Consider the following 23,002-nt stretch of genomic DNA (forward strand, 5'->3'; position numbering starts at 1 on the left):
AAATTCATTAGTATATAAAACTACTCTTTTTTAGTATTTTTGCCAAAAAAATAAACTACAATGATCGATATCGATTACCTTAATTTTCTCGAAAATATCCTAACCGAAAACAGAAAAGAGAAATTCCTGAAAGTATTGCAAAACAGAACCAACCATTTTACAATAGCTGTTGAAGATGTTTTTCAGATGCACAATACAAGTGCAGTAATGCGTAGTTGCGAGGTTTTTGGGATTCAGGAATTGAATGTAATTGAGCAACGATATGGGAAGAGTATCGACAAGGAAATTGCAATGGGAGCACAAAAATGGGTTGATATTAACAAATTTGACAATGTGACTAATTGTGTGGATACCTTGAAAAATAAAGGCTATCAAATTATTGCTACCACACCCCACGAAAATGATTGTCTTTTGGATGATTTTGATATTTCGAAACCAAGTGCTTTATTTTTTGGAACGGAACGTGACGGATTATCAGAAGAAATTTTACAAAAAGCCGATGGTTTCTTAAAAATTCCAATGGTAGGTTTTACCGAAAGCCTGAATATTTCTGTTTCGGCAGCCATCATCATTCAAAATCTGACGAATCGACTGCGAAATTCAGATGTTGATTGGCATTTATCCGAAGAAGAAATTTTGATAAAACGACTGGCTTGGGCTAAAAATTCAATTAACGATATCAAAAGAATTGAAGCTAGGTATTATTTAGAAAATAGTAAATAATTGAGTGTAAGGGCTATTTTTTTTAAAGTCAACTCTTATTTGGATTGGTTTTTTTAGCGCTATTTCCGAAGTTTAATCTGTATTTTTGTCTGTTATAAAAGTATCTTATGAAAAAAATAATTTTGTTTTTTGTTTTGAGTGTAGCTATCAATCTTCAGGCGCAACAACGACCAAAACTTGTGGTCGGAATTGTGGTAGACCAAATGAAGATGGAATATCTGTATCGTTTCTCAGATGATTTCACTCCCAATGGGTTTAAAAGAATAATGAATAACGGGTACACTTTCCATAATATGCATTACAATTATGTACCGACTTACACTGCGCCAGGGCATGCCTCTATTTATACTGGTACCACTCCTTCTACTCACGGAATTGTTGGTAATGATTGGTTTAATAAAGAAATAGGAAAAGACATGTATTGTACGGACGATGCTTCTGTAAAAACACTTGGTGACGGTACAGACAAAGAAGGCGCGATGTCTCCTAAGAATTTATTAACGACCACTATTACTGATGAGTTGCGAATGGCAACCAATTTTAAAGGGAAAGTGATTGGGATGAGTATCAAAGACCGTGGAGCTATTTTACCGGCAGGTCATTTTGCCAATTGGGCATTTTGGTACAGTAAAACAGGAGCTTTTATTTCGAGCACTTTTTATGGTGCAGCATTACCGGATTGGGTAACACAATTCAATCAGGAGAAAAAACACATGGACTACATCAATAAAGGTTGGGATTTATTGAAGCCTTTAGCTACTTATAACGAAAGTCTTCCGGATGATAATCCCTACGAAGGTAAGATAGACAAAACAACAGGTCCTGTATTTCCGTATGATTTGAGTAAAATCTATAAAGAAAAAGGCGGTGATGTATTGAGAACGACTCCTTTCGGAAATGATCTTTTGGCTGATTTAGCGATAAGAGCAATAGAAAAAGAAGCATTAGGAAAAGATGATATTACCGATTTTCTTGCGGTTAGTTTTTCTTCAACAGATTATATTGGACACACTTTTGGTCCTCGTTCTATGGAGTTGCAGGACACCTATTTACGTCTGGACCAAACCTTAGCTAATTTGTTGGGCTATTTGGACAAAACGGTTGGTAAGGATAATTATTTACTTTTTCTGACAGCTGACCATGCAGGAGCAGAGAATCCAAACTATTTGAAAGACAATAAATACAATGTGAAAAATATCCCTTCAAAAGATATTGTGGATGCTTTGAGGAAGTATTCTACTGAAGCCTTTGGGGCTGATTTGGTCTTGGATTATTCTAATTTTAATCTTTTTTTCAATAAAACACTTTTGAAAGAGAAAGGATTAGAATTGGGTAAAGTGAAACAGGGTTTCAAAGATTTTTTGATGACTCAGGAACAAGTGAAACGAGTTTACACCGAAGAAGAAATTTTGGCATCCTCAGGAGATGATTATTTTCTAAGTTTTATAGCAAAAGGATATGATCCTAAACAAAATGGTGATATCGTTGTCTTGGATAAGGCTGGTTACATGGAGTATCATGCCACGGGAACTACGCATGGAACTCCTAACAGTTATGATACCCACGTACCTTTACTTTTTTATGGATGGCAAGTGCCAAAAGGTGAGCTGCATGCCAAAAAATACATTACACAGATTGCACCTACACTTTCCCAACTGTTAAAAATTCCATTTTCGAATGGAACAGAATCCGAAGTACTAGAGACACTTTTAGATAAATAGAAGTTAACTTAAAGTTTGAAATAATCCCATTTTGTTGAAGAACAGAATGGGATTTTTTATTTGGTGTTTGAAATAAAATATTTTTTAGTTTTGTTTAATTTGTTGATATTCAATGTTTTTAAATTTATTTTTATTCCGATTTTTTGGGTTAATATAAAATAATCATTAATTTAGAATTAGAATTGCAATTCGGATGATTCAAAAAGAAATTAGAAAGAGTGTTGAGAAATTTAAATAATTAGCTAAACCTAAAAAACCTTGCAAATGAAAAACATCCTAAAAAAAGTGCTGGTGCTTCTGATTGTCGGACTTGTTGCGGTATTGCTTTATGTAAAATTGGCATTGCCAAATGTTGGTAAACCTGAAGAAATTAAAATTGAACCCACTGCGAAACGCCTTGAAAGAGGAAAATATTTGGCAACCAGTGTTTCTGTTTGTATGGACTGCCATTCTACACGAGACTGGAATAAATTTTCAGGACCTTTAGTGGATGGAACTCTTGGTAAAGGAGGAGAAGTTTTTGATCAGAAATTTGGTTTTCCAGGCACTTTTTATTCCAAAAATATTACTCCTGCAGGAATTGGTAATTGGACAGATGGCGAAGTATTACGTGCCATTACCAGTGGTGTGAACAGGGACGGAAAGGCTTTGTTTCCCGTAATGCCTCACGCTCATTTTGGAAAAATGGACAGGGAAGATGTATATTCGATTATCGTCTATTTGCGATCTTTAAAGCCTATTGAAAACATAGTTTCTGATTCAAAACCTGATTTCCCGATGAATTTTATTATCAATACCATTCCTCAAAAGGCAGAATTTTCCAAAATACCTAGTAAAAGTGATACAGTAGCGTATGGGGCCTATTTATTTAATGCTGCTTCTTGTTCAGAGTGTCATTCAAAACAGGAAAAAGGGAAACCAATTGCAGGAATGGAATTAGCAGGTGGCTTCGAATTTAGAATGCCAACAGGAGGAATTGCCCGGTCTGCTAATATTACACAAGATCGTGAAACCGGAATTGGGAAATGGACAGAAAAGGACTTTGTTGAACGTTTTAAAGTGTATGCCGATAGTTCCTATGTTCCTAATACAGTTGGGAAAGGGAATTTTAATACAACGATGCCCTGGACAATGTACAGCAAGATGAACGCAGAGGATTTGAAAGCTATTTTTGCTTATTTGAAAACGGTTAAACCTATTAAAAATAATGTTGTGAAGTTTTAAAGACAAACGTATTATAAAAAAAACTCCTGTCAGATAGTATAAGACAGGAGTTTTTTTGTTTTTCAGAACTGCTTTCAGCCTTTTGATCTAAAATTTATTTTCTACTTCAGCGGCCTCCAGCATCAGATAATGTAAGTCGGTATTTTTGATAAACGGACTCAATAAATCACTTCCGGGACCGTACATCGCTAGTTCTGTGTAATCAGCAGAATGATCCATACTAATCCATCCTACAGAATTGTGTTTCTTTTGCAAATCTGCCAGCATCTTGAAAGGCAAATGTTTTGGGTTGTACAATCCGTCTTCCATTTTAATATTCGAATAATAATTCAAAATTTCTTTGGCTTCCTCTTCTTTGAAGACAGTTTTAGTGGCATATTCAATTCTTTCTATTGCTTGAGCGACAGAAGTTTCTTTTCCCATTCCGTTTAAAATCCAGTCATTGGTTTGCTTGTAATTTTGAATGGTATCAAAATTATCGTTGGCGTCCTTTCCGTATATTATTCCTGGATTGGCGTTACCATGATCAGTAGTTATAATAACCAAGGTATTCTTGTCTTTTTCGGCAAAATCAATCGCTACTTTTACAGCTTCGTCATGTGCGGCCTGATCATAAATTAAACCGGTAATATCATTTCCATGCGCAGCCCAATCAACTTTTCCCGCTTCAACCTGAAGTACGAAGCCATTAGGATGATTTTTCATTTTAGCGATGGCGCGCTCTGTCATTTCTGCCAATGTCGGAATTGATTCGGTTAATTCCTTACTGCTTTCTCTGTCCTTAGAATAGGGAAGACCGTCGTTGTGAAATACACCCAGTATAGGTTTATTGTTATCACAGGCTAACATTTCGCTTTTATTTTTTACTACAGTAAATCCTTTTGTAGTAAATTCTTGGTACATGTCTCGTTTGTCTTTTCGGCTTTCGGCTGAGAAATAATTATTTCCTCCTCCCATCATGATATCAAATTTTAGGTCCAAATACATTTCAGCAATACTTTCCTGACTGTTTCTACTTTTGGAAGCAATGCAAAAACCTGCTGGAGTGGCATGGGTAATCGGAACTGTAGTTACACAGCCTGCCATTTTTCCTGCTTTTTTAAATTTTTGCCAAATAGGAAGGTATTCTTCACCGTTTACACCAATATTTAACGAGCCATTTTTAACACGGAAACCACCTCCCCAAGAGGAGCTTGCTGCAGCGGAATCGGTTACTATTGAGGAGGCGGAAGCCATATCCATCATGGCACGACTGACTTTTTTGTCTTTGTACAGTTGAAGCCAATTACTGCCTTTTCCTGTTTTTCGGTTCAAATAAATATCAGTCATGTTTAAGGTACCAATGCTCATCCCGTCACTGACTATTACGATAATATTTTTAGCTTTTTTATTCTTTTTTATAGTATCAAAATCCAGTTCAGCACTATTACCTTCAAAAGGATTTAATAAAGACGCTCCAAGAGCGAATAAAGAACCGTTTCTGAAAAATTTCCGTCTATCCATTGAATGTTAATTTTTGTAGGAATTCCAAAAGTAAATAAACTGAGGCATTGTAGGTGTTAAGGACTGTTTAATTTTTCATAAAAAAGAAGAAGTGTACACTTAACTGGGGTTTTGTAAAAAAAAATCCCGTCTAATTTTATAGACGGGATTTATATTTTAAACTGTTGCCACTGTTTCAGGCAAAGGAATCTGATTTCTTAACAAATCTTCAAAGGTTTCATGCGCTCGGATTAAATGTCCTTCGCCATGTATCCATAATACTTCAGCTGGTTTGTATCTGGAATTATAATTTGAAGACATTGAGAAACAATACGCACCTGCATTTCTAAAACATAAAATATCACCTTCTTTTATTTCGGCAATTTTTCTGTTGTTGGCAAAAGTATCCGTTTCGCAAATGTATCCTACTACAGAATAGAAACGCTCTTTTCCTTTTGGGTGAGAAATGTTCTCGATATAGTGTTGTGAACCATAAAACATTGGTCGGATCAAATGGTTAAATCCACTGTCTATTCCTGCAAATACAGTAGAAGTAGTTTGTTTTACTACATTCACTTTTGCCAAAAAGAAACCGGCTTCACTCACTAAAAATTTTCCTGGTTCAAAAATTAAAGTCAAATCTTTACCATATTCAGCACAGAAAGAGTTGAATCTTTTTGATAATTTTTTTCCTAGTTCTTCAATATCCGTTTCGATATCATCTTTTTTGTAAGGAACTTTAAAACCACTTCCGAAGTCCAAAAATTCAAGATTTTTGAAATTTCTCGCGGCATCAAATAATATTTCGGCAGCATATAAAAACACTTCAATATCTAATATGTCTGAACCGGTATGCATGTGAATACCAACAATATTCATATGAGTATTTTCGACAATACGAACCAAATGGGGTAATTGATGTACAGAGATACCAAATTTACTATCGATATGTCCTACTGAAATATTGGCATTTCCACCAGCCATTACGTGAGGATTGATACGGATGCAAACAGGTACATTTGGGTATTTAGTTCCAAATTGTTCTAAAATCGACAGATTATCAATATTGATTTGAACACCCATTGCGGCAACTTCTTCAATCTCTTCAAGGGAAACTCCATTGGGAGTATAAAATATTTTATCAGGTTCATATCCAGCATGAAGACCTAATAATACTTCCTGAATAGAAACGGTATCCAATCCAGATCCCATTTCTTTTAATAATTTAAGTATGGCCACATTAGACAAGGCTTTCATAGCATAATTGATACGCAACTTATCAACCTTAGAGAATGCTTTTGTTAATCTGTTGTATTGAGATTGTATTTTCTCTGCATCATAAACATATATGGGCGTACCAAATTGTTCTGCTAACTGTAATAAGTCTTTTCCTTGCATTTTGATTCTATTTTTGAGCAAATTTATTATTCTTTATCAATACAAACAAATTAATACACAGATTATAACAAATTATAACAAATTGTTATAATATAAACAATTGTCATTGTTGTTGGCGTTTTTATAACAGGTTTTAAAAAGAAATCCCTTGATAATTATTTTTATCAAGGGATTTCTGAAAAATCATTTTTATTATAAACTTGGTAAATCACCATTGCCTTTTGTTGGCAAGTTGGTGCAACCCATTAAGAATAAATCTACTTCTCTTGCCGCTTCACGACCTTCAGAGATAGCCCAAACGATTAACGATTGTCCTCTTCTCATATCGCCGGCTGTAAAAATATGGGGCACATTAGTTTGATAATTAGTTGCTTTATAATTGCTTCTCATATCAACTTCTAATCCTAATTGCTCGCTCAAAGTTTTTTCAGGACCTGTAAAACCAAGTGCCAGTAATGCTAAGTCACAAGGCCATATTTTTTCACTACCTTCTTTTTCAATTAGTTCAGGTCTTTGGCCAGGAGTCATTTTCCATTCTACTTCAACGGTTTTCAAACCTGTCAATTCCCCTTTTTCATTACTAATGAATTCTTTGGTATTGATTAACCAGTTTCTGTTACAACCTTCTTCGTGTGAAGAAGAAGTTTTAAGTTGCAACGGCCAAAATGGCCAAGGAGTACTTTCACTTCTTCCTACCGGAGGTTTTGGCATAATCTCAAAGTTAGTAACAGATTTAGCACCATGTCTGTTTGAAGTTCCCACACAGTCAGAACCTGTATCTCCACCACCAATAACGATTACATCTTTACCAGTTGCTTTAACTTGATTCTCAATTTTTTCTCCGTATAAAACTTTTGTTTGTTGCGTTAAGAAATCCATGGCTTGAACAACACCTTTGCTATCAGCACCTTTTGTTGGTAAACCTCTTCTTTCTGTAGCTCCTCCACATAGAACGATAGAATCAAAAGCATTCAATTCTTCAACACTATAATTCACCCCAACATTTACGTTAGTTTTGAAAACAATTCCTTCTGCTTCTAAAATAGCTACTCGTCTGTCGATAATTCCTTTCTCTAATTTAAAGTTTGGAATTCCATAACGAAGTAATCCACCGATCGCATTGTCTCTTTCAAAAACAGTAACAGTGTGTCCTGCACGGTTTAATTGTTGTGCAGCCGCTAAACCAGCAGGGCCTGAACCTATGACAGCTACTGTTTTACCAGTTCTTGTTTCTGGAGTTTGAGGTTTAATCCAACCTTCAGCAAAACCTCTTTCGATAATACTTTTTTCAATATTTTCGATCGCTACAGGTTCTTTAATAATACCTAACACACATGATTTTTCACATGGAGCAGGGCATAATCTACCTGTAAACTCTGGGAAATTATTTGTTGATTGTAAAATTGCCAAAGCACTTTCCCATTCTTCTTGATGTACCATGTCATTAAAGTCAGGAATTAAATTTCCTAACGGACAGGCACTGTGGCAAAAAGGAATTCCACAATCCATGCATCTTGAACCTTGTTCTTTTATTTTATCTTTTGCTAACGGAATCGTAAACTCATTATAATTTGATATACGTTCTGCAACAGCTATATTACTTTCGTCAGCTCTATTATATTCTTTAAATCCGCCTATCTTACCCATAACTATGCTATTAGTGCTTCTATTTGTTTTTCTTCTGCTAATCTTTGTAATGCTTTCTTGTAATCTGTTGGCATCACTTTGATAAAGTGTTTTTGTTGATTTTCCCAATCTCCCAAAATTCTTTTTGCCAATGGACTGTTAGTGTACATAGAGTGATTTTTAATCAAGTGTTTCAATTTGATTATGTCTTCATCTTCTGTTGGTTCAAAAGCAACCATTTCCATGTTACATACTGTAGCGTCAAATTTATTATTTGGATCATAAACATAAGCAATACCACCGCTCATACCAGCTGCGAAATTTCTTCCTGTTTTACCCAAAACGACTACAGTACCACCAGTCATATACTCACATCCGTGATCTCCAATTCCTTCAACAACAGCAGTTGCTCCAGAATTTCTCACACAAAAACGTTCTCCAGCCATACCGTTGATATACGCTTCACCGGTGATTGCTCCGTAAAGGGCAACGTTACCAATGATGATATTCTCTTCAGGTTTGAATGTAGCAGTAGGAGGTACTTTGATAATTAATTTTCCTCCGGAAAGACCTTTTCCTAAATAGTCATTACAGTTTCCATGAATTTTGAAAGACAATCCATTGGTAGCAAATGCACCAAAACTTTGTCCTGCAGAACCTGTAAAGTCAACTAATATGGTATCTTCAGGTAAACCTTGAGCACCGTATATTTTTGAAATCTCATTACTCAAAATCGCACCAACTGAACGGTCTGTGTTTTTGATATTAAAAGTAACTCTTGTTTTTTCTTTTCTATAAATAGAAGGAATAGCCGCTTTTATAATATCAAAGTCAAGTACATGCTCTAATGCGTGATCTTGTGTAGTTGTATTATGATTTGGAACTGTTTTAGCTTTTTCTGGTTTATAAAGAATAGAAGATAAATCTAAGCCATTTGCTTTATAATGCTTGATAGCTTTATTGACATTCAGTTTTTGTGACTGTCCTACCATTTCTTTAAGCGTTCTGAATCCTAATTGTGCCATAATTTGTCTCAACTCTTCAGCAATGAAATACATAAAGTTGATTACGTGCTCTGGTGTTCCTTTGAAATTTTTTCTCAATTCTGGATCTTGTGTAGCAATACCAACTGGACAAGTATTCAAGTGACAAGCTCTCATCATGATACAACCGGAAGCTACCAAAGGAGCAGTGGCAAAACCAAATTCTTCGGCTCCAAGTAAAGCAGCGATAGCTACGTCACGTCCTGTTTTCAATTGTCCGTCACATTCTAATACTACACGGCTTCTTAGATCATTTAATATTAATGTCTGTTGTGCTTCAGCAAGTCCAAGTTCCCATGGAATACCTGTATGTTGTAGTGAAGTTAATGGTGCAGCACCAGTTCCTCCATCATATCCTGAAATCAAGATTACGTCAGCTTTTGCTTTGGCAACACCGGCAGCAATTGTTCCAACACCTACCTCAGAAACCAATTTAACGTTAACACGGGCCTCACGGTTGGCATTTTTTAAATCAAAGATCAATTGTGATAAATCCTCAATAGAATAAATGTCGTGGTGTGGAGGAGGAGATATAAGTCCAACGTAAGGAGTTGAATTTCTTGTTGCAGCAATCCAAGGCACTACTTTTTCTCCGGGTAATTGTCCACCTTCTCCAGGTTTAGCACCTTGAGCCATTTTGATTTGAATCTCTTTGGCATTAGTCAAATAATTGATAGAAACACCAAATCTTCCTGACGCCACTTGTTTGATAGCACTGTTTCTGGAATCTCCGTTAAGCTCTTTTTGGAAACGTCTTGAATCTTCTCCACCTTCTCCAGAGTTACTTTTTCCACCAATTCTGTTCATGGCAATAGCCAAATTCTCATGGGCTTCCTGACTGATAGATCCATAAGACATCGCACCAGTTTTGAATTTTTTTACAATTTCTGTCCAAGGCTCTACTTCGTCAATAGAAATCGGATCTAAATTATTGAATTCAAATAACCCTCTGATAGTCATTAGGTTTTCGCTCTGATTGTTAACCATATCAGAATATTCCTTATAGCTTTCTGGACTGTTTAAACGAACCGCTTGTTGTAATTTTGCAATTGTAGTTGGGTTAAACATGTGTTTTTCACCAGATCTTCTCCATCTGTAGATTCCTCCAATTTCTAAAGGCAATAAGTTTGCGATTTTTGAATTAGGGAACGCCTTTTGGTGTCTTTTCTTAACTTCTTTTTCAACTTCCATCAAACCAATTCCTTCTATTCTTGAAGGAGTGTATGGGAAATATTTAGAAGTGAATGTTTTATTTAAACCTAAAATCTCAAAAATTTGTGCCGCTCTATACGAATGTAAAGTAGAGATACCAATTTTGTTCATGATTTTAAGAATACCTTTTGCAATCGCTTTATTGTAATTGGTAATTGCATAATCTGCTTTTACACCTGTAATAAAACCTTCATTTACTTGGTCATGAATAATTTCATTTACCATGTAAGGGTTTATCGCACTGGCACCGTATCCAAATAATAAGGCGAAATGGTGTGGTTCACGAGGTTCAGCTGATTCGATGATGATACCGAATTTTGAACGCACTCCTAAAATGTTAAGGGAATGGTGTATGTAAGAACAAGCCAATAACATAGGAATTGGAGCTAATTTCTCCGTTACACCTCTATCAGAAAGAATAACGATGTTGCATCCTTCAGATACAGCTTTGAAAGTAGCCTGAACGCATTTCTCTAAAGAACGTTCTAAACCATTTACCCCTTTTTCTATTTTATATAAAGTAGAAATAGTTACTGATTTAAAATCTACGTGATCAATGTTTCTTATTTTATCTAAATCCTCGTTAGAGATAACCGGATTTTGGATTTTTAATTTTTTACATTGTTTTGGTTCGATATCAAAAATATTGAAATCGCCTCCGATTGCTAAACTGATATCAGTAATGATTTCTTCACGAATACCATCCAAAGGAGGATTGGTAACTTGAGCGAATAATTGTTTGAAATAGTTGTACAACAATTGCGGTTGCTCTGATAAAACTGCCAAAGGAGTATCATTACCCATAGAACTAATGGCTTCTGCACCTTGTGCTCCCATTGGGTTAATGATTGTTTTTAAATCCTCGATAGTATAACCGAACAAACGTTGTCTGGTTGAGAAATCGATAGTCTCAGTTGGAATTGGATTGTTCGTATAAGGAATTTTTGCCAATTGCAACAAGTTCTCGTCTAACCATTTTTTGTAAGGACGTTTGGTAACGATTGCATTTTTTACTTCATCATCTTCAATGATACGACCTTCATTCATGTCCACAAGGAACATTTTTCCCGGTTCTAATCTTCCGTGTTGTACTACATCTTCCGGATTGATGTCAAGAACACCAATTTCAGATGACATAATTACGAAACCACTTTTTGTTAATGTATAACGAGAAGGACGTAATCCATTTCTATCTAATAAAGCTCCAATTACATTACCGTCAGTAAACGGAATAGAAGCAGGACCATCCCAAGGTTCCATAATACAAGAGTTGTACTCATAAAACGCTTTTTTGTCCTCAGACATGGTTTGGTGTTTTTCCCAAGCTTCAGGAACCACCATCATCATCGCTTCCGGTAAAGAACGTCCAGTCATCAATAATAACTCGACTACCATATCCATAGAAGCTGAATCTGATTTTCCTTCTAATATAATAGGGAATAATTTTTTGATGTCATCACCAAAAACATCGCTTTTCATTAGCTCTTCACGAGCACGCATTCTGCTGATGTTTCCACGAAGAGTATTAATCTCTCCATTGTGACACATGTATCTAAATGGTTGTGCCAATTCCCATGAAGGGAAAGTATTAGTTGAGAAACGTTGGTGTACTAAAGCTAGTCTGGTCACCAAGTCATCATCCAATAAGTCAGTATAGTATCTGCTAATGTCTTCCGGCATTAACAAACCTTTATAAATAATAGTAGTAGTAGATAAACTTGAAAAATAGAACATGTGACTTTCAGAAGTTCTTGAATTTCTGATTGTGTGTTCTGCTATTTTTCTGGCAGCAAACAATTTAGCGTTAAATTGTTGTTCTGTCAGGTCTAATCCGTTTTTGGAAACAAAAACTTGTTTTACGGTTGGTTCTTTTTCGGCCGCAATTTGTCCTAGATTTGAAACATCCACAGGGACATCTCTCCATCCTAAAATTTTTAAATTTTGTTCTTTGATAGTAGTTTCAAAAGTCGTTTTACAAAAAGCAACTTGATTTTTGCTCTTTGGCATAAAAACCATTCCTACTGCATATTCCCTGGTTTCAGGAATTTCAAAATCACATACTTTCTTAAAAAAATCATGAGGAATGTCAAACAAAATTCCTGCTCCATCTCCAGTTCTTCCATCGGCACTCACAGCACCACGGTGCTCTAATTTTATTAAGATATCGAGTGCTTTATGGATAATGTCATTAGACTTAATTCCATTCAAATTACAAATAAATCCTGCGCCACAGTTGTCGTGTTCAAATTCAGGCAAATAAAGGCCTTGTTCTTTAACTTTCATGCTTGATATTTTTTTTACAAAATTAAAGATTTCATGACATATAACGAATAGAAATGAGGTTTCAGGCTTATTTTTGCAATAATAGTAGAAAAAGGTTTGATTAATGATAATATTATTATTTTAAGACAGAGGAATTGACATTTCAATAATGGCGAAACTTAAAAAGGCATTAAAAGTTGTGATTTTTAACAAAAAAAGTCAATTTTAAACTCGATTTTATATTTGTAACAAATTAGTCGCTATTTTTTAAATTTTTAAATCCAAGCCTTGTTTATTACAGGTTTTAATCAAACAAAATGAGACCTTAATAATATGTAAAAAAAAAATAACAGTTATGTTTAATTTTGCTATTTTTGTGCCACTTTTATTCTGAAATAAATTCAGAATCCAGACAAATTCTATATTATGAACATACACGAATATCAAGGAAAAGAGATTCTAGCTAGCTACGGAGTTCGCATTCAACGCGGAATTGTGGCTAACAGTCCAGTAGAAGCGGTTGCTGCTGCAAAACAATTAACTACCGAAACAGGTACAAGTTGGTATGTTGTTAAAGCCCAAGTTCATGCAGGTGGACGTGGAAAAGGAGGCGGAGTAAAATTGGCCAAAAATTTACAACAAGTTGAAGAAATTGCAGAACAAATTATTGGAATGCAATTGATCACACCACAAACTTCGGCTGAAGGTAAAAAAGTACACAAAGTTTTAATAGCTGAAGATGTATATTATCCAGGTGAAAGTGAAACTTCAGAGTTTTATGTTTCTGTATTGTTGAATAGAGCTACAGGTCGTAACATGATTATGTATTCTACTGAAGGTGGAATGGATATTGAAGAAGTTGCTGAGCACACTCCTCACTTAATCTTTACAGAAGAAATCGATCCAGCTGTTGGATTGCAAGGTTTTCAAGCAAGAAGAATTGCTTTTAACTTAGGTGTTTCTGGAAATGCTTTCAAAGAAATGACACAATTCATTACTGCTTTGTACAATGCGTATATTGGTTCTGATGCATCAATGTTTGAAATCAACCCTGTTTTGAAAACATCTGATAATAAAATTTTAGCTGTAGATGCTAAAGTTAATATCGATGATAATGCTTTGTACAGACAAAAGACTTATGCTGATATGCGTGACATTCGTGAGGAAAATCCAATCGAAGTAGAAGCGAAAGAAGTAGGTTTGAACTATGTAGATCTTGACGGTACTGTAGGATGTATGGTAAATGGTGCAGGTCTAGCGATGGCAACTATGGATTTAATTAAGTACGCTGGTTTTGAACCTGCAAACTTCCTTGACGTAGGTGGAACTGCTGATGCAAAACGTGTTGAAACTGCTTTCCGTATTATCTTAAAAGATCAAAACGTAAAAGCAATTTTGATTAATATTTTTGGAGGTATCGTTCGTTGTGACCGTGTGGCACAAGGAGTTGTTGATGCTTACAAAAATATGGGTGATGCTATAAAAGTGCCAATCATTGTTCGTTTACAAGGTACTAATGCAGCTATTGCAAAAGAATTAATCGATAATTCAGGAATGCCAATTTTATCTGCTGTTGAATTTCAAGAAGCTGCAGATCAAGTACAAGCGGCTCTTTCTTAATTAGAAAATAGTTATATATTGAAAAATCCTGAGTGAATGCTCAGGATTTTTTTTGCTTTATATTTTTTAGCACGGTAAATGTTCTTTTTGGGTTTTTATAAATAAAACGACTTTGATTATAATATAAACTTATCATAATAATTTAATTATGTGTAATCTATAGAATACCTTTACACTTTACTAGTGTTAATGTACTGGTTTATCTTAATCTGTTACCAAATGAAACTTCAGATACAAAATAATTTTACTGTCGAATTGCCTGCTGACCCAAGTGAAATCAATACTCCGAGACAGGTACAGCAAGCTTGTTTTTCGTATGTAGCGCCAAAGAAACCTTCCAATCCATCTTTGATCCATGCTTCAGTGGAAGTGGCTAATTTTATAGGATTGTCTCAGGAAGATATTCTTTCGATTGATTTTTTAAATACCTTTTCAGGGAATACCATTTATCCGGGGACAAAACCTTATGCTTTGAGTTATGCTGGGCATCAATTTGGAAATTGGGCGGGTCAATTGGGAGATGGACGTGCCATCAATTTAACCGAAGTGGTTCATGATGGAAAGTCCTATACATTGCAATTAAAGGGTGCGGGACCGACACCGTATTCTCGTACAGCCGATGGTTTTGCAGTATTGCGTTCTTCTATACGAGAGCATTTGTGTGCCGAAGCGATGCATTATCTCGGTGTTCCCACAACTCGTTCGCTTTCGCTAATGCTTTCAGGAGATCAGGTACTGCGTGATATATTGTATAATGGAAATCCTGCTTATGAAAAGGGAGCCATCGTTTGCCGAGTGGCGCCTTCATTTATCCGTTTTGGTAGTTTTGAATTGTTCGCTTCCCGAAAAGATCATGCTACGCTGCAATTATTAACAGATTACACTATTAAACATCATTTTCCGGAAATAAAAAGTGAAGGAGTAGATAAATATCTGGCCTTTTTTCAGACGGTAACTCAAACGACCCTCGAAATGATTGTGCATTGGCAACGGGTAGGTTTTGTTCACGGCGTTATGAATACCGATAATATGTCTATTCACGGGATTACTATAGATTATGGTCCATATGGATGGCTGGACGATTATAACCCCAATTGGACTCCTAATACAACTGACAGGGAACATAAAAGATACCGTTTTGGTAATCAACCTCAAATCGCTTTGTGGAATTTATACCAATTGGCCAACGCCTTATATCCTCTGATTAATGATGCCAAACCGTTAGAAACTATCTTAAACGCTTTTAGCAGTGATTATGAAAAGAGGTATTTGAATATGATGCGAAATAAACTCGGTTTCAAAATAATAAAGGAAGAAGATGCTGCTTTAATTGAAAGTCTAACCGAGCTGCTTCAATTGGTTGAAACCGATATGACTATTTTCTTTAGAAATCTGAGTAATGTTCAAAAAGAGAATTCAGCTGTCGATGCTTTGAATGCAATTAAAGAGGCTTTCTACAATGAAAAAGAGCTTGGCGGTGCTATTCTGAATAAATGGTATGCCTGGTTTGAGCAATATCATAACCGAATCAATCTAGAGGTGCTTTCGGATGCTGAAAGAAAAGAGCAGATGAATACCGTAAATCCCAAATATGTATTGCGAAATTATATGGCGCAATTGAGTATAGATGCTGCTGATAAAGGAGATTATTCGTTACTAAATGAATTGTTTGAATTGCTTAAAAAGCCCTACGACGAACAAGCCGAAAGTCAAAAATGGTTTGCCAAAAGACCCGATTGGGCCAGAGATAAAGTAGGTTGTTCTATGTTAAGTTGCAGCTCTTAATTTAGATTTGCTAAATAAACTTATAAAAATCAAAAAATCCTGAACTCGACATTCAGGATTTTCTTTTATTGATTTCCAATTTCTTGAATTTTATCTGATTCGTAAACAGTAAATCCCCTGTTGTTTTGTTGCGCTATTGTCACAAGTGCTTTAGCAACTGTTTTACTTTCAATTGCTTTGTATTTTTTTAAATTCCCAATCAATAGAAAGGAGAATGTTTTCATAAAAAGGGCGCCTATTTTCTCTCCGAATCTGAATTCTGTCCGGTTTCCTAAAAGAAGAGATGGTCGTAATACGGCAACACCTTCGAAATTACAATTTTTAAGAAAATCTTCCATTTCTCCTTTGGTTTTCAAATAGAAATTAGAAGAAGTTGCATCGGCTCCAAGTGAGGAGATAATCAGAAATTGTTTGACTTTATTTTGCAAAGCAGAAGCGGCAAACTGTTTGGGGTATTCAAAGTCTACTCTTCTGAAGGCTTCTTTGGTTCCGGCTTTATTTATAGTTGTGCCAATAGTACAAAAGAAATCATCGCCAATAACTAATTCTTTATAGGTTTCGGGTTTGTCAAAATCAATACAATGCTGTGTTAATTTTGGATGGGTGATTCCAGTATCTCTTTTAACGAAAGTGATTACCTTTTCATACTCCTTACTTTCTAAAAGAAGCTGTAATAGTTGAGAGCCGATTAAGCCCGTACTTCCTATAAGTAAAGCCGTTTTCATTTATTTAGGACTTCTTGTTTTTACCGTTATTGAATTTTACTTTTTCAACAACTTGTACTTTTGGAGCTTGTTTTCTCGCATTTGGATTTGAAGAAGGCTTCTTTTTAAAGTCAGTTTTTGGCTTCGCTTTAAAATCTGTTTTTTCTTTAGATCCTTCTTTTACTGGGATTTCTGCTTTATGTTTAGCCAAAACATCTTTTGGATTTTTCGGATTTTCTTTGGTGCCGCGAAGGTGAATTACCAAACCATTTAGGAAATTACGCAACACCTGGTCACCGCATTCCATGTAATTTTCATGCTTTTCGTCACGAAAAAAGGCACCTAATTCAGATTTTGAAATTCTAAAATCAACTAATTCTAAAATTTCAACTATTTGATCGTCACGTAGCATTAAGGCAACACGTAATTTTTTGAAGATATCGTTGTTTGTCATGTTTTTATTTTTTACAAAGGTACATTTAAAAAGCAATTAGACTGCTATTTTAAATTTAGAATTGATAGGAGTTCAGAACGCTAATCAGAGTGTTCAGATCTTCTTTTGTATGATTGGCAGTAATTACAATTCTATTTAAATTTTTAATGTCGGTCGGGTATTTAAAATTGGTTACGATGATTTTATTTGCTTCGAAAATTTCATTTATTCCTTCTGTCTCAGGGTATATTACGGGATAATCGGGATTGAAAGCAACTGCTTTGTTTTTAACCAAATGAAGGTCGATGTACTGAAGATTGTCTTTCAGTTTTTGATGCTGAGTGTAATAGAGTTCTTCTGCATCGCTCAGGGTTTGGACAAAAGCAGCATTCATTCCGGCACTGGAAACAAAGGTGTCTAATTCTCTCATTTGATTGAGAAAGGAGTAATCACTGGCAATCACTCCGCCTGTCAATCCAAAAGCTTTTCCTAAAGATGCCACCATAATTTTTCTTTTGATATGAGGCATATGTATAGTCGAAAACAGTCCAGAACCATTGGCTCCCAGAATACCAAGAGAATGAGATTCGTCGATAATTAATGTAATTTCTTTGTGCGACGGAATGGAATTCAGAAAGGAAAGATCAATTGGTGCTATATGTAGCGAAGGAACGGCATCGGTTAGAATCGTGATTTTTTCAGATATAGAATCTAATAATCTTGGATGTACTTGCTTTCCAATAAAAAAAGGCAAACTATTTGGCGCTTTGATAGCAGGATGAGCTTCCGGAAAATGAAAAAAACAATCGGTTTGAGGGATTAATGCTTCAATAACTAATTTTCCTGCCAGCATTCCTGAGGAAACAGTCAGCGCAGCATCAGCATTGATATACCTGGCTAAAAAGTGTTCCCCTTCTTCATAAGCGGTCAGTTGAATATTGGCATTTCTGGAGCTTCCATAGGCGGTTCCCCATTGTACTATATTTTTGATGAGTAGTTGTTGGAAGTCCGGATTGGTGGGTAATCCTAAATAGGAGGTTCCTCCAAAATACAAATACTTATCATGATCGATTTCAATTATTCTGTCCGGGAATTGGTTGACTTTCATTTAAAATTAAATTAAAGTTACTCCTGTACCGTTTAGTTTAGAATAGCTGACTTTTCCGTAATTGATAGTGACTCCAACAGCAATATCTTCCTCTAACAATAAAGCACCGTCCATATCCACATAATCCAAAACGGGCAATAAATGTGCAATGGCAGAAATTCCTACTGAGGATTCGGTCATACAGCCGACCATGGTTTTTAATCCTAATTTCTTAGCTTCCTCAATCATTCGTTTTCCTGGAGTTAATCCGCCACATTTTACCAGTTTTACATTCACCCCGTGAAAATGATGAAGACATTTGGCTACGTCTTCCTCAACAATACAACTTTCGTCGGCTATTATAGGTAAAACAGAGTATTTGAAAACTTCTTTATGGGCTTCCCAATTGTCTGCTTTCATGGGTTGTTCCAAAAATTCAACTCCCAGTTTTTGCAATTCAACAGCATTATTAATGGTTTCTTCTACGCCCCAGCCACAGTTGGCATCAATTCTAAATATGGCATCGGTATGTTTTCGAAGTTCTCTTACGATGGCGATGTCTTCTTTCGTACCCAATTTTATTTTATAAATCGGCCAAGGCAATTCCTTCATTTTTGAAACCATTTTATCTATAGATGCAATTCCGATTGTATAATCAGTCATTGGATTTCGTTCGGTCGTGTAACCCCATAAATCGTATAATTTCTTTCCTTTCTTGCGGGCATACAAATCATTATAAGCCATATCTACCGCACATAAAGCAAACATGTCGTCTTTTAAATAAGGATATATTTTAGCCCAAAAAGCTTCAGGTGTTTCGGTATCGCTGGATTCAATTAAGGAACGATTTTTTTTCAAGTCCTGAACCATCATGGGAACGGTGGTATGGTAATAGGGATTGGAAGTTGCTTCACCAAATCCTGAAAAATCACCACTTTTTAACTCTACAATTAAAGAAGGTTGAAAATCGATAGATTCCCTTGAAATAGTAAACGTATGTTTTAATTTAAGGTTGTATTCTCTTAAAATCAGTTCCATAATAGATTGTGTTTGTCGCTTAAAAATATAAAAAAAGGTTTAATAACCCAACCATAAAACAGCATCGACGAAACCGTCACGCCATAATTTTTCGTTATGGTGTCCTTCTTTTACGATTTTCTTTTCATTCAAATTGAGGCAATAACATCGTTTCGTATTGATTAGGTGTTCCATTTTATTGAGGTCACTAATCATAGAATCATCATCTCCTTCTTTATCTCCACAAAGGAAATAATATTTGGTTTTTGTTTTTTTTGTTTTTTCTGTAAATTCAAAAATTTCCTTTCTGTTAATCCAAAAAGCGGGCGAAAAAACACCGGCTTTTCCAAATACTTCGGGATACTTTAGAGTTGCATAAAAGGAAGTCAAACCGCCCAAAGAGCTTCCCATAATGAGAGTGTGTTTTTTCTCCGGTTTAGTTCTGTAGGTTGCGTCAATATGTGGTTTTAGCGTTTTAACAATGAATTCCAGATAACTGTCTGTTTTTCCACCACCATATTTTTCGTTTTTATAAGGAGTCAATTCATCAATCCGTTTGTCGTTTCCATGTTCGATACCAATAACAATAACCTGTGCACTAAGGCTGTCGAGCTTTTCGTCGATATTCCATTCTCCGGCATATGAAGTTTTGGTATCAAATAAATTTTGGGCATCATGCATATAGATTACTGAGAATCTCTTCTTTGAAGCGGAATAATTTTTGGGTAAGTACACCCATATTTTTTTATTGGTTTGCAGTTGCGGCGCTTCAATGTTAAAAGTGGAAACCTGTTTGGAAGCTGTGCTTTGGTTTGTCGATCCGGCTTCTGTATTAGGCTCCTGTGCTTTGATGGTTGTTACTGATAGTAAGAATAGTAGGATGGGAAATATTCGATGAATCATTAAGCAGTTTTTTGTGTTTTAACTATAAAAATAATATTTTAGCTAAAAATACTAATTTGATGAATACTTTCGAAGAAAAAAGGAGTTTACTTTTGGAGATGATTGCCTTTTCTACCGTTGATGGACATTTGCATAAAAGAGAATATGAGTTTTTGGCAATTGTGGCCAATGAGTTGAATATTGAACAAGACGTTTTTAACGATTTTTTTCATCAGGAATTGCCACAACTGACTATTAAATCTGAGTTTCAACGGATTCAGCACTTTTACAGATTGGCCCTGCTGATGTATTGTGATGGTGTTTTACATAAAAAAGAAGGTCACGCGATCAGGCAAATTGCAATTAATATGGGACTGAATCCTACGGCTACGAAGCGTGTTCTCAAAATGATGAATGAAGCACCAAATGCCATCATTAATCCTGAAACTTTATTGAAAACGTTTCATGAGCAACACAATTAAGCCAATTGTCCTTGCAAGGCTTTTATCTCATCACGTAATTTGGCAGCCTGCATAAAGTCAAGTTCTTTTGCTGCTTTTTCCATTGATTTTCGTTTTTCCCGAATGATTTTCTCAATCTCGGGTTTGGACATATAAGCGGTTTCGGGTTCTGCAGCGGCTGGTAAAATATGTCCGAGTTCATATTCTACCAAAGGATTTTTGGTAAAAGCAGAATCTATTTTTTTGTTCAATGCTTGCGGAACCTGGTTATTTTCCGTGTTGAAATTAATCTGTTTAGTACGACGGTAATTGGTTTCATCAATCGTTTTTTGCATGCTGGCCGTGATTTTGTCTGCATACATAATGGCTTTCCCGTTTAGGTTTCTCGCTGCACGACCAATGGTTTGCGTAAGCGAACGGTGGCTGCGTAAAAATCCTTCTTTATCGGCATCCAAAATGGCTACCAGTGACACTTCTGGTAAATCGAGTCCTTCACGTAATAAGTTGACACCAATCAATACATCAAACAGTCCTTTTCGTAAATCCTGCATGATTTCGATACGTTCCAAAGTGTCCACATCCGAATGGATATAGCGACAACGAATGGAAACTTTCGTTAGATATTTAGCCAATTCTTCGGCCATTCTTTTGGTTAAAGTGGTTACTAAAACTCGTTCATCCAACTCACAACGCACTTGAATTTCTTCAATTAAATCATCAATTTGGTTTAAGCTTGGTCGAATTTCGATAATAGGATCCAGTAGACCCGTTGGTCGAATAACTTGCTCCACATAAACGCCGTCGGTTTTTTGTAATTCATAATCGGCAGGTGTGGCCGAAACATAAATGACTTGGTTTTGCATAGCCTCAAATTCCTCAAATTTCAATGGTCGGTTATCCATGGCTGCCGGTAAGCGGAAACCATATTCCACTAAGTTCTCTTTACGGCTCCGGTCGCCACCGTACATGGCATGAACCTGCGAAAGGGTGACATGACTTTCATCTACTACCATTAAAAAATCAGACGGAAAATAATCTAATAAACAGAATGGTCTTGTGCCGGCTTCCCGTCCGTCGAGATAGCGGGAGTAATTTTCTATTCCCGAACAATAGCCTAATTCCCGAATCATTTCTAAATCGAAATTGGTGCGTTCTTCTAAGCGTTTGGCTTCGAGATGTTTTCCGATTTCTTTAAAATAGTCAACTTGTTTGACCAAATCCTGCTGAATTTCCCAGATGGCATTTTGCAATACATCGGGAGAAGTCACAAACATATTGGCAGGATAGATAGTCAACTTTTCAAATTTTTCGATGACCTGAGAATTTTTCACATCGAAACTTTCTATTTCTTCTATCTCATCTCCGAAGAAATGAATTCGAAAAGCATCATCAGCATAACTTGGATATACTTCAACAGTGTCTCCTTTTATTCTAAAGGTTCCCGGATTAAAGTCAGCTTCGGTTCGGGCATATAAACTCTGTACCAGACTGTGCAATAATTTGGTGCGGGAAATGGTTTGATTTCTTTCTATCGCAATAACATTCTTTTGAAATTCCACGGGATTACCAATACCATACAAGCAAGAAACAGATGCTACAACCAATATGTCTCTTCTTCCGGAAAGGAGGGAAGAGGTGGTGCTCAAACGCATTTTTTCTAATTCTTCATTGATGGATAAATCCTTCTCAATAAAAACACCAGTTACAGGCATGAAAGCTTCCGGTTGGTAATAATCGTAATAAGAAACGAAATATTCAACTGCATTATTGGGGAAAAACTGTTTGAATTCCGAGTATAATTGTGCCGCCAAAGTTTTGTTGTGTGCCAAAACTAAGGTAGGTCTTTGTACTTCCTGAATCACATTAGCCACCGTAAATGTTTTTCCGGAACCGGTGACACCCAATAATGTCTGGAATTTTTCTCCGTCAATAATACCTTGAGCTAATTTTTCAATCGCTTGTGGTTGGTCGCCTTTGGGCTGGTAATCGGAGGATACTTGGAAATTCATTTGTTTATATGGATAAGCCCTTAAAGTTAGGCGATTGCAAAGATACGAAGATTGGTTTTTACAAAAAACATAAAGAAAATCTAAAAAAAAAATACTTCGAATAAATATTTTTTAAGAAAGTTTGCTAGTGAATTAAATCAGCGGACGGAGTTTTATTTTCTGATTTCAATTTACATTACGGGATTTGTGTCTTCTTTTTTTGATTAAAAAGTAAAAGGAATCATCTTATAAAATGTATTAAAAATACTAAAAAATCTGTTTTTTGGCAGATTTTAACTAAGTATTAATACTTAATTTCGTCTAAGTAATAATT

At 35.7% G+C, this 23,002-nt stretch carries 16 protein-coding genes; 6 read left to right on the top strand and 10 right to left on the bottom strand.

Translation table 11 applies throughout. The features are described from left to right. Window positions 1-60 precede the first annotated feature (60 nt). From ABEB23_RS02515 to ABEB23_RS02525, 3 genes are all read left to right on the top strand, one after another. Entirely contained in the window at window positions 61-723 is a 663-nt protein-coding gene (locus ABEB23_RS02515; RefSeq protein ID WP_348810797.1) for a TrmH family RNA methyltransferase, read from the top strand. Window positions 724-830: 107 nt separating this feature from the next. Further along, window positions 831-2,444 (top strand): alkaline phosphatase PafA, encoded by a 1,614-nt coding sequence (gene pafA / locus ABEB23_RS02520; protein WP_348810798.1) that lies wholly within the window; start codon window positions 831-833, stop codon window positions 2,442-2,444. Window positions 2,445-2,708: 264 nt separating this feature from the next. Beyond that, window positions 2,709-3,668: a c-type cytochrome gene (locus ABEB23_RS02525; RefSeq protein ID WP_348810799.1), complete on the top strand. Its 960-nt coding sequence runs from the start codon at window positions 2,709-2,711 to the stop codon at window positions 3,666-3,668. Between the two features lie 87 nt (window positions 3,669-3,755). Here the strand turns inward: ABEB23_RS02525 and ABEB23_RS02530 are convergent, their stop codons facing one another. From ABEB23_RS02530 to gltB, 4 genes are all read right to left on the bottom strand, one after another. Then, on the bottom strand, window positions 3,756-5,171 hold the full coding sequence (locus ABEB23_RS02530; RefSeq protein WP_348810800.1) for an alkaline phosphatase: 1,416 nt from the start codon (window positions 5,169-5,171) through the stop codon (window positions 3,756-3,758). A 156-nt stretch (window positions 5,172-5,327) separates the two neighbouring features. Next, on the bottom strand, window positions 5,328-6,548 hold the full coding sequence (gene lysA / locus ABEB23_RS02535; protein ID WP_348810801.1) for a diaminopimelate decarboxylase: 1,221 nt from the start codon (window positions 6,546-6,548) through the stop codon (window positions 5,328-5,330). 192 nt (window positions 6,549-6,740) lie between these two features. Beyond that, the gene (locus tag ABEB23_RS02540) at window positions 6,741-8,195 is read right to left on the bottom strand and encodes a glutamate synthase subunit beta (RefSeq protein WP_348810802.1); all 1,455 of its coding nucleotides are present in this window, start codon (window positions 8,193-8,195) and stop codon (window positions 6,741-6,743) included. 2 nt (window positions 8,196-8,197) lie between these two features. Further along, window positions 8,198-12,712: a glutamate synthase large subunit gene (gene gltB, locus ABEB23_RS02545; protein ID WP_348810803.1), complete on the bottom strand. Its 4,515-nt coding sequence runs from the start codon at window positions 12,710-12,712 to the stop codon at window positions 8,198-8,200. A 405-nt stretch (window positions 12,713-13,117) separates the two neighbouring features. Between gltB and sucC the strand changes: the two genes are divergently transcribed. Further along, the gene (sucC, locus tag ABEB23_RS02550; protein ID WP_348810804.1) at window positions 13,118-14,311 is read left to right on the top strand and encodes an ADP-forming succinate--CoA ligase subunit beta; all 1,194 of its coding nucleotides are present in this window, start codon (window positions 13,118-13,120) and stop codon (window positions 14,309-14,311) included. A gap of 219 nt (window positions 14,312-14,530) precedes the next feature. Beyond that, the gene (locus ABEB23_RS02555; protein ID WP_348810805.1) at window positions 14,531-16,096 is read left to right on the top strand and encodes a protein adenylyltransferase SelO; all 1,566 of its coding nucleotides are present in this window, start codon (window positions 14,531-14,533) and stop codon (window positions 16,094-16,096) included. A gap of 65 nt (window positions 16,097-16,161) precedes the next feature. On the opposite strand, the gene ABEB23_RS02560 is transcribed toward ABEB23_RS02555, so the two are convergent. From ABEB23_RS02560 to ABEB23_RS02580, 5 genes are read right to left on the bottom strand one after another with little or no spacing between them, the layout of a single operon-like run. Continuing rightward, entirely contained in the window at window positions 16,162-16,821 is a 660-nt protein-coding gene (locus ABEB23_RS02560) for an NAD(P)H-binding protein (protein WP_348810806.1), read from the bottom strand. 4 nt (window positions 16,822-16,825) lie between these two features. After that, window positions 16,826-17,254, bottom strand: a complete 429-nt coding sequence (locus ABEB23_RS02565) for a DUF1456 family protein (RefSeq protein WP_348810807.1) — start codon at window positions 17,252-17,254, stop codon at window positions 16,826-16,828. A gap of 55 nt (window positions 17,255-17,309) precedes the next feature. Continuing rightward, the gene (locus ABEB23_RS02570; protein WP_348810808.1) at window positions 17,310-18,341 is read right to left on the bottom strand and encodes an aminotransferase class I/II-fold pyridoxal phosphate-dependent enzyme; all 1,032 of its coding nucleotides are present in this window, start codon (window positions 18,339-18,341) and stop codon (window positions 17,310-17,312) included. Between the two features lie 6 nt (window positions 18,342-18,347). After that, window positions 18,348-19,358: a dipeptide epimerase gene (locus tag ABEB23_RS02575; RefSeq protein ID WP_348810809.1), complete on the bottom strand. Its 1,011-nt coding sequence runs from the start codon at window positions 19,356-19,358 to the stop codon at window positions 18,348-18,350. Between the two features lie 39 nt (window positions 19,359-19,397). Next, a complete protein-coding gene (locus tag ABEB23_RS02580) occupies window positions 19,398-20,240 on the bottom strand; it encodes an alpha/beta hydrolase (protein ID WP_348810810.1) in 843 nt (280 codons plus the stop codon). A gap of 59 nt (window positions 20,241-20,299) precedes the next feature. Here ABEB23_RS02580 and ABEB23_RS02585 point away from each other — a divergent pair, with 59 nt between their 5' ends. Then, window positions 20,300-20,701 carry an excinuclease ABC subunit B gene (locus tag ABEB23_RS02585; protein ID WP_348810811.1) on the top strand — a complete coding sequence of 134 codons (402 nt, stop codon included), beginning with the start codon at window positions 20,300-20,302 and terminating at the stop codon, window positions 20,699-20,701. Here the strand turns inward: ABEB23_RS02585 and uvrB are convergent. After that, entirely contained in the window at window positions 20,698-22,689 is a 1,992-nt protein-coding gene (uvrB, locus tag ABEB23_RS02590; RefSeq protein ID WP_348810812.1) for an excinuclease ABC subunit UvrB, read from the bottom strand. The two genes, ABEB23_RS02585 and uvrB, sit on opposite strands and share 4 nt — an antisense overlap. Window positions 22,690-23,002: the final 313 nt, after the last annotated feature.

The organism is Flavobacterium maritimum (genome assembly GCF_040049085.1).
Classification (GTDB): domain Bacteria; phylum Bacteroidota; class Bacteroidia; order Flavobacteriales; family Flavobacteriaceae; genus Flavobacterium; species Flavobacterium maritimum.

Coding starts and splice junctions, on each gene's coding strand:
- ABEB23_RS02515 (WP_348810797.1), top strand. CDS start 61: ATGATCGATATCGATTACCTTAATTTTCTCGAAAATATCCTAACCGAA.
- pafA (WP_348810798.1), top strand. CDS start 831: ATGAAAAAAATAATTTTGTTTTTTGTTTTGAGTGTAGCTATCAATCTT.
- ABEB23_RS02525 (WP_348810799.1), top strand. CDS start 2,709: ATGAAAAACATCCTAAAAAAAGTGCTGGTGCTTCTGATTGTCGGACTT.
- ABEB23_RS02530 (WP_348810800.1), bottom strand. CDS start 5,171: ATGGATAGACGGAAATTTTTCAGAAACGGTTCTTTATTCGCTCTTGGA.
- lysA (WP_348810801.1), bottom strand. CDS start 6,548: ATGCAAGGAAAAGACTTATTACAGTTAGCAGAACAATTTGGTACGCCC.
- ABEB23_RS02540 (WP_348810802.1), bottom strand. CDS start 8,195: ATGGGTAAGATAGGCGGATTTAAAGAATATAATAGAGCTGACGAAAGT.
- gltB (WP_348810803.1), bottom strand. CDS start 12,712: ATGAAAGTTAAAGAACAAGGCCTTTATTTGCCTGAATTTGAACACGAC.
- sucC (WP_348810804.1), top strand. CDS start 13,118: ATGAACATACACGAATATCAAGGAAAAGAGATTCTAGCTAGCTACGGA.
- ABEB23_RS02555 (WP_348810805.1), top strand. CDS start 14,531: ATGAAACTTCAGATACAAAATAATTTTACTGTCGAATTGCCTGCTGAC.
- ABEB23_RS02560 (WP_348810806.1), bottom strand. CDS start 16,821: ATGAAAACGGCTTTACTTATAGGAAGTACGGGCTTAATCGGCTCTCAA.
- ABEB23_RS02565 (WP_348810807.1), bottom strand. CDS start 17,254: ATGACAAACAACGATATCTTCAAAAAATTACGTGTTGCCTTAATGCTA.
- ABEB23_RS02570 (WP_348810808.1), bottom strand. CDS start 18,341: ATGAAAGTCAACCAATTCCCGGACAGAATAATTGAAATCGATCATGAT.
- ABEB23_RS02575 (WP_348810809.1), bottom strand. CDS start 19,358: ATGGAACTGATTTTAAGAGAATACAACCTTAAATTAAAACATACGTTT.
- ABEB23_RS02580 (WP_348810810.1), bottom strand. CDS start 20,240: ATGATTCATCGAATATTTCCCATCCTACTATTCTTACTATCAGTAACA.
- ABEB23_RS02585 (WP_348810811.1), top strand. CDS start 20,300: ATGAATACTTTCGAAGAAAAAAGGAGTTTACTTTTGGAGATGATTGCC.
- uvrB (WP_348810812.1), bottom strand. CDS start 22,689: ATGAATTTCCAAGTATCCTCCGATTACCAGCCCAAAGGCGACCAACCA.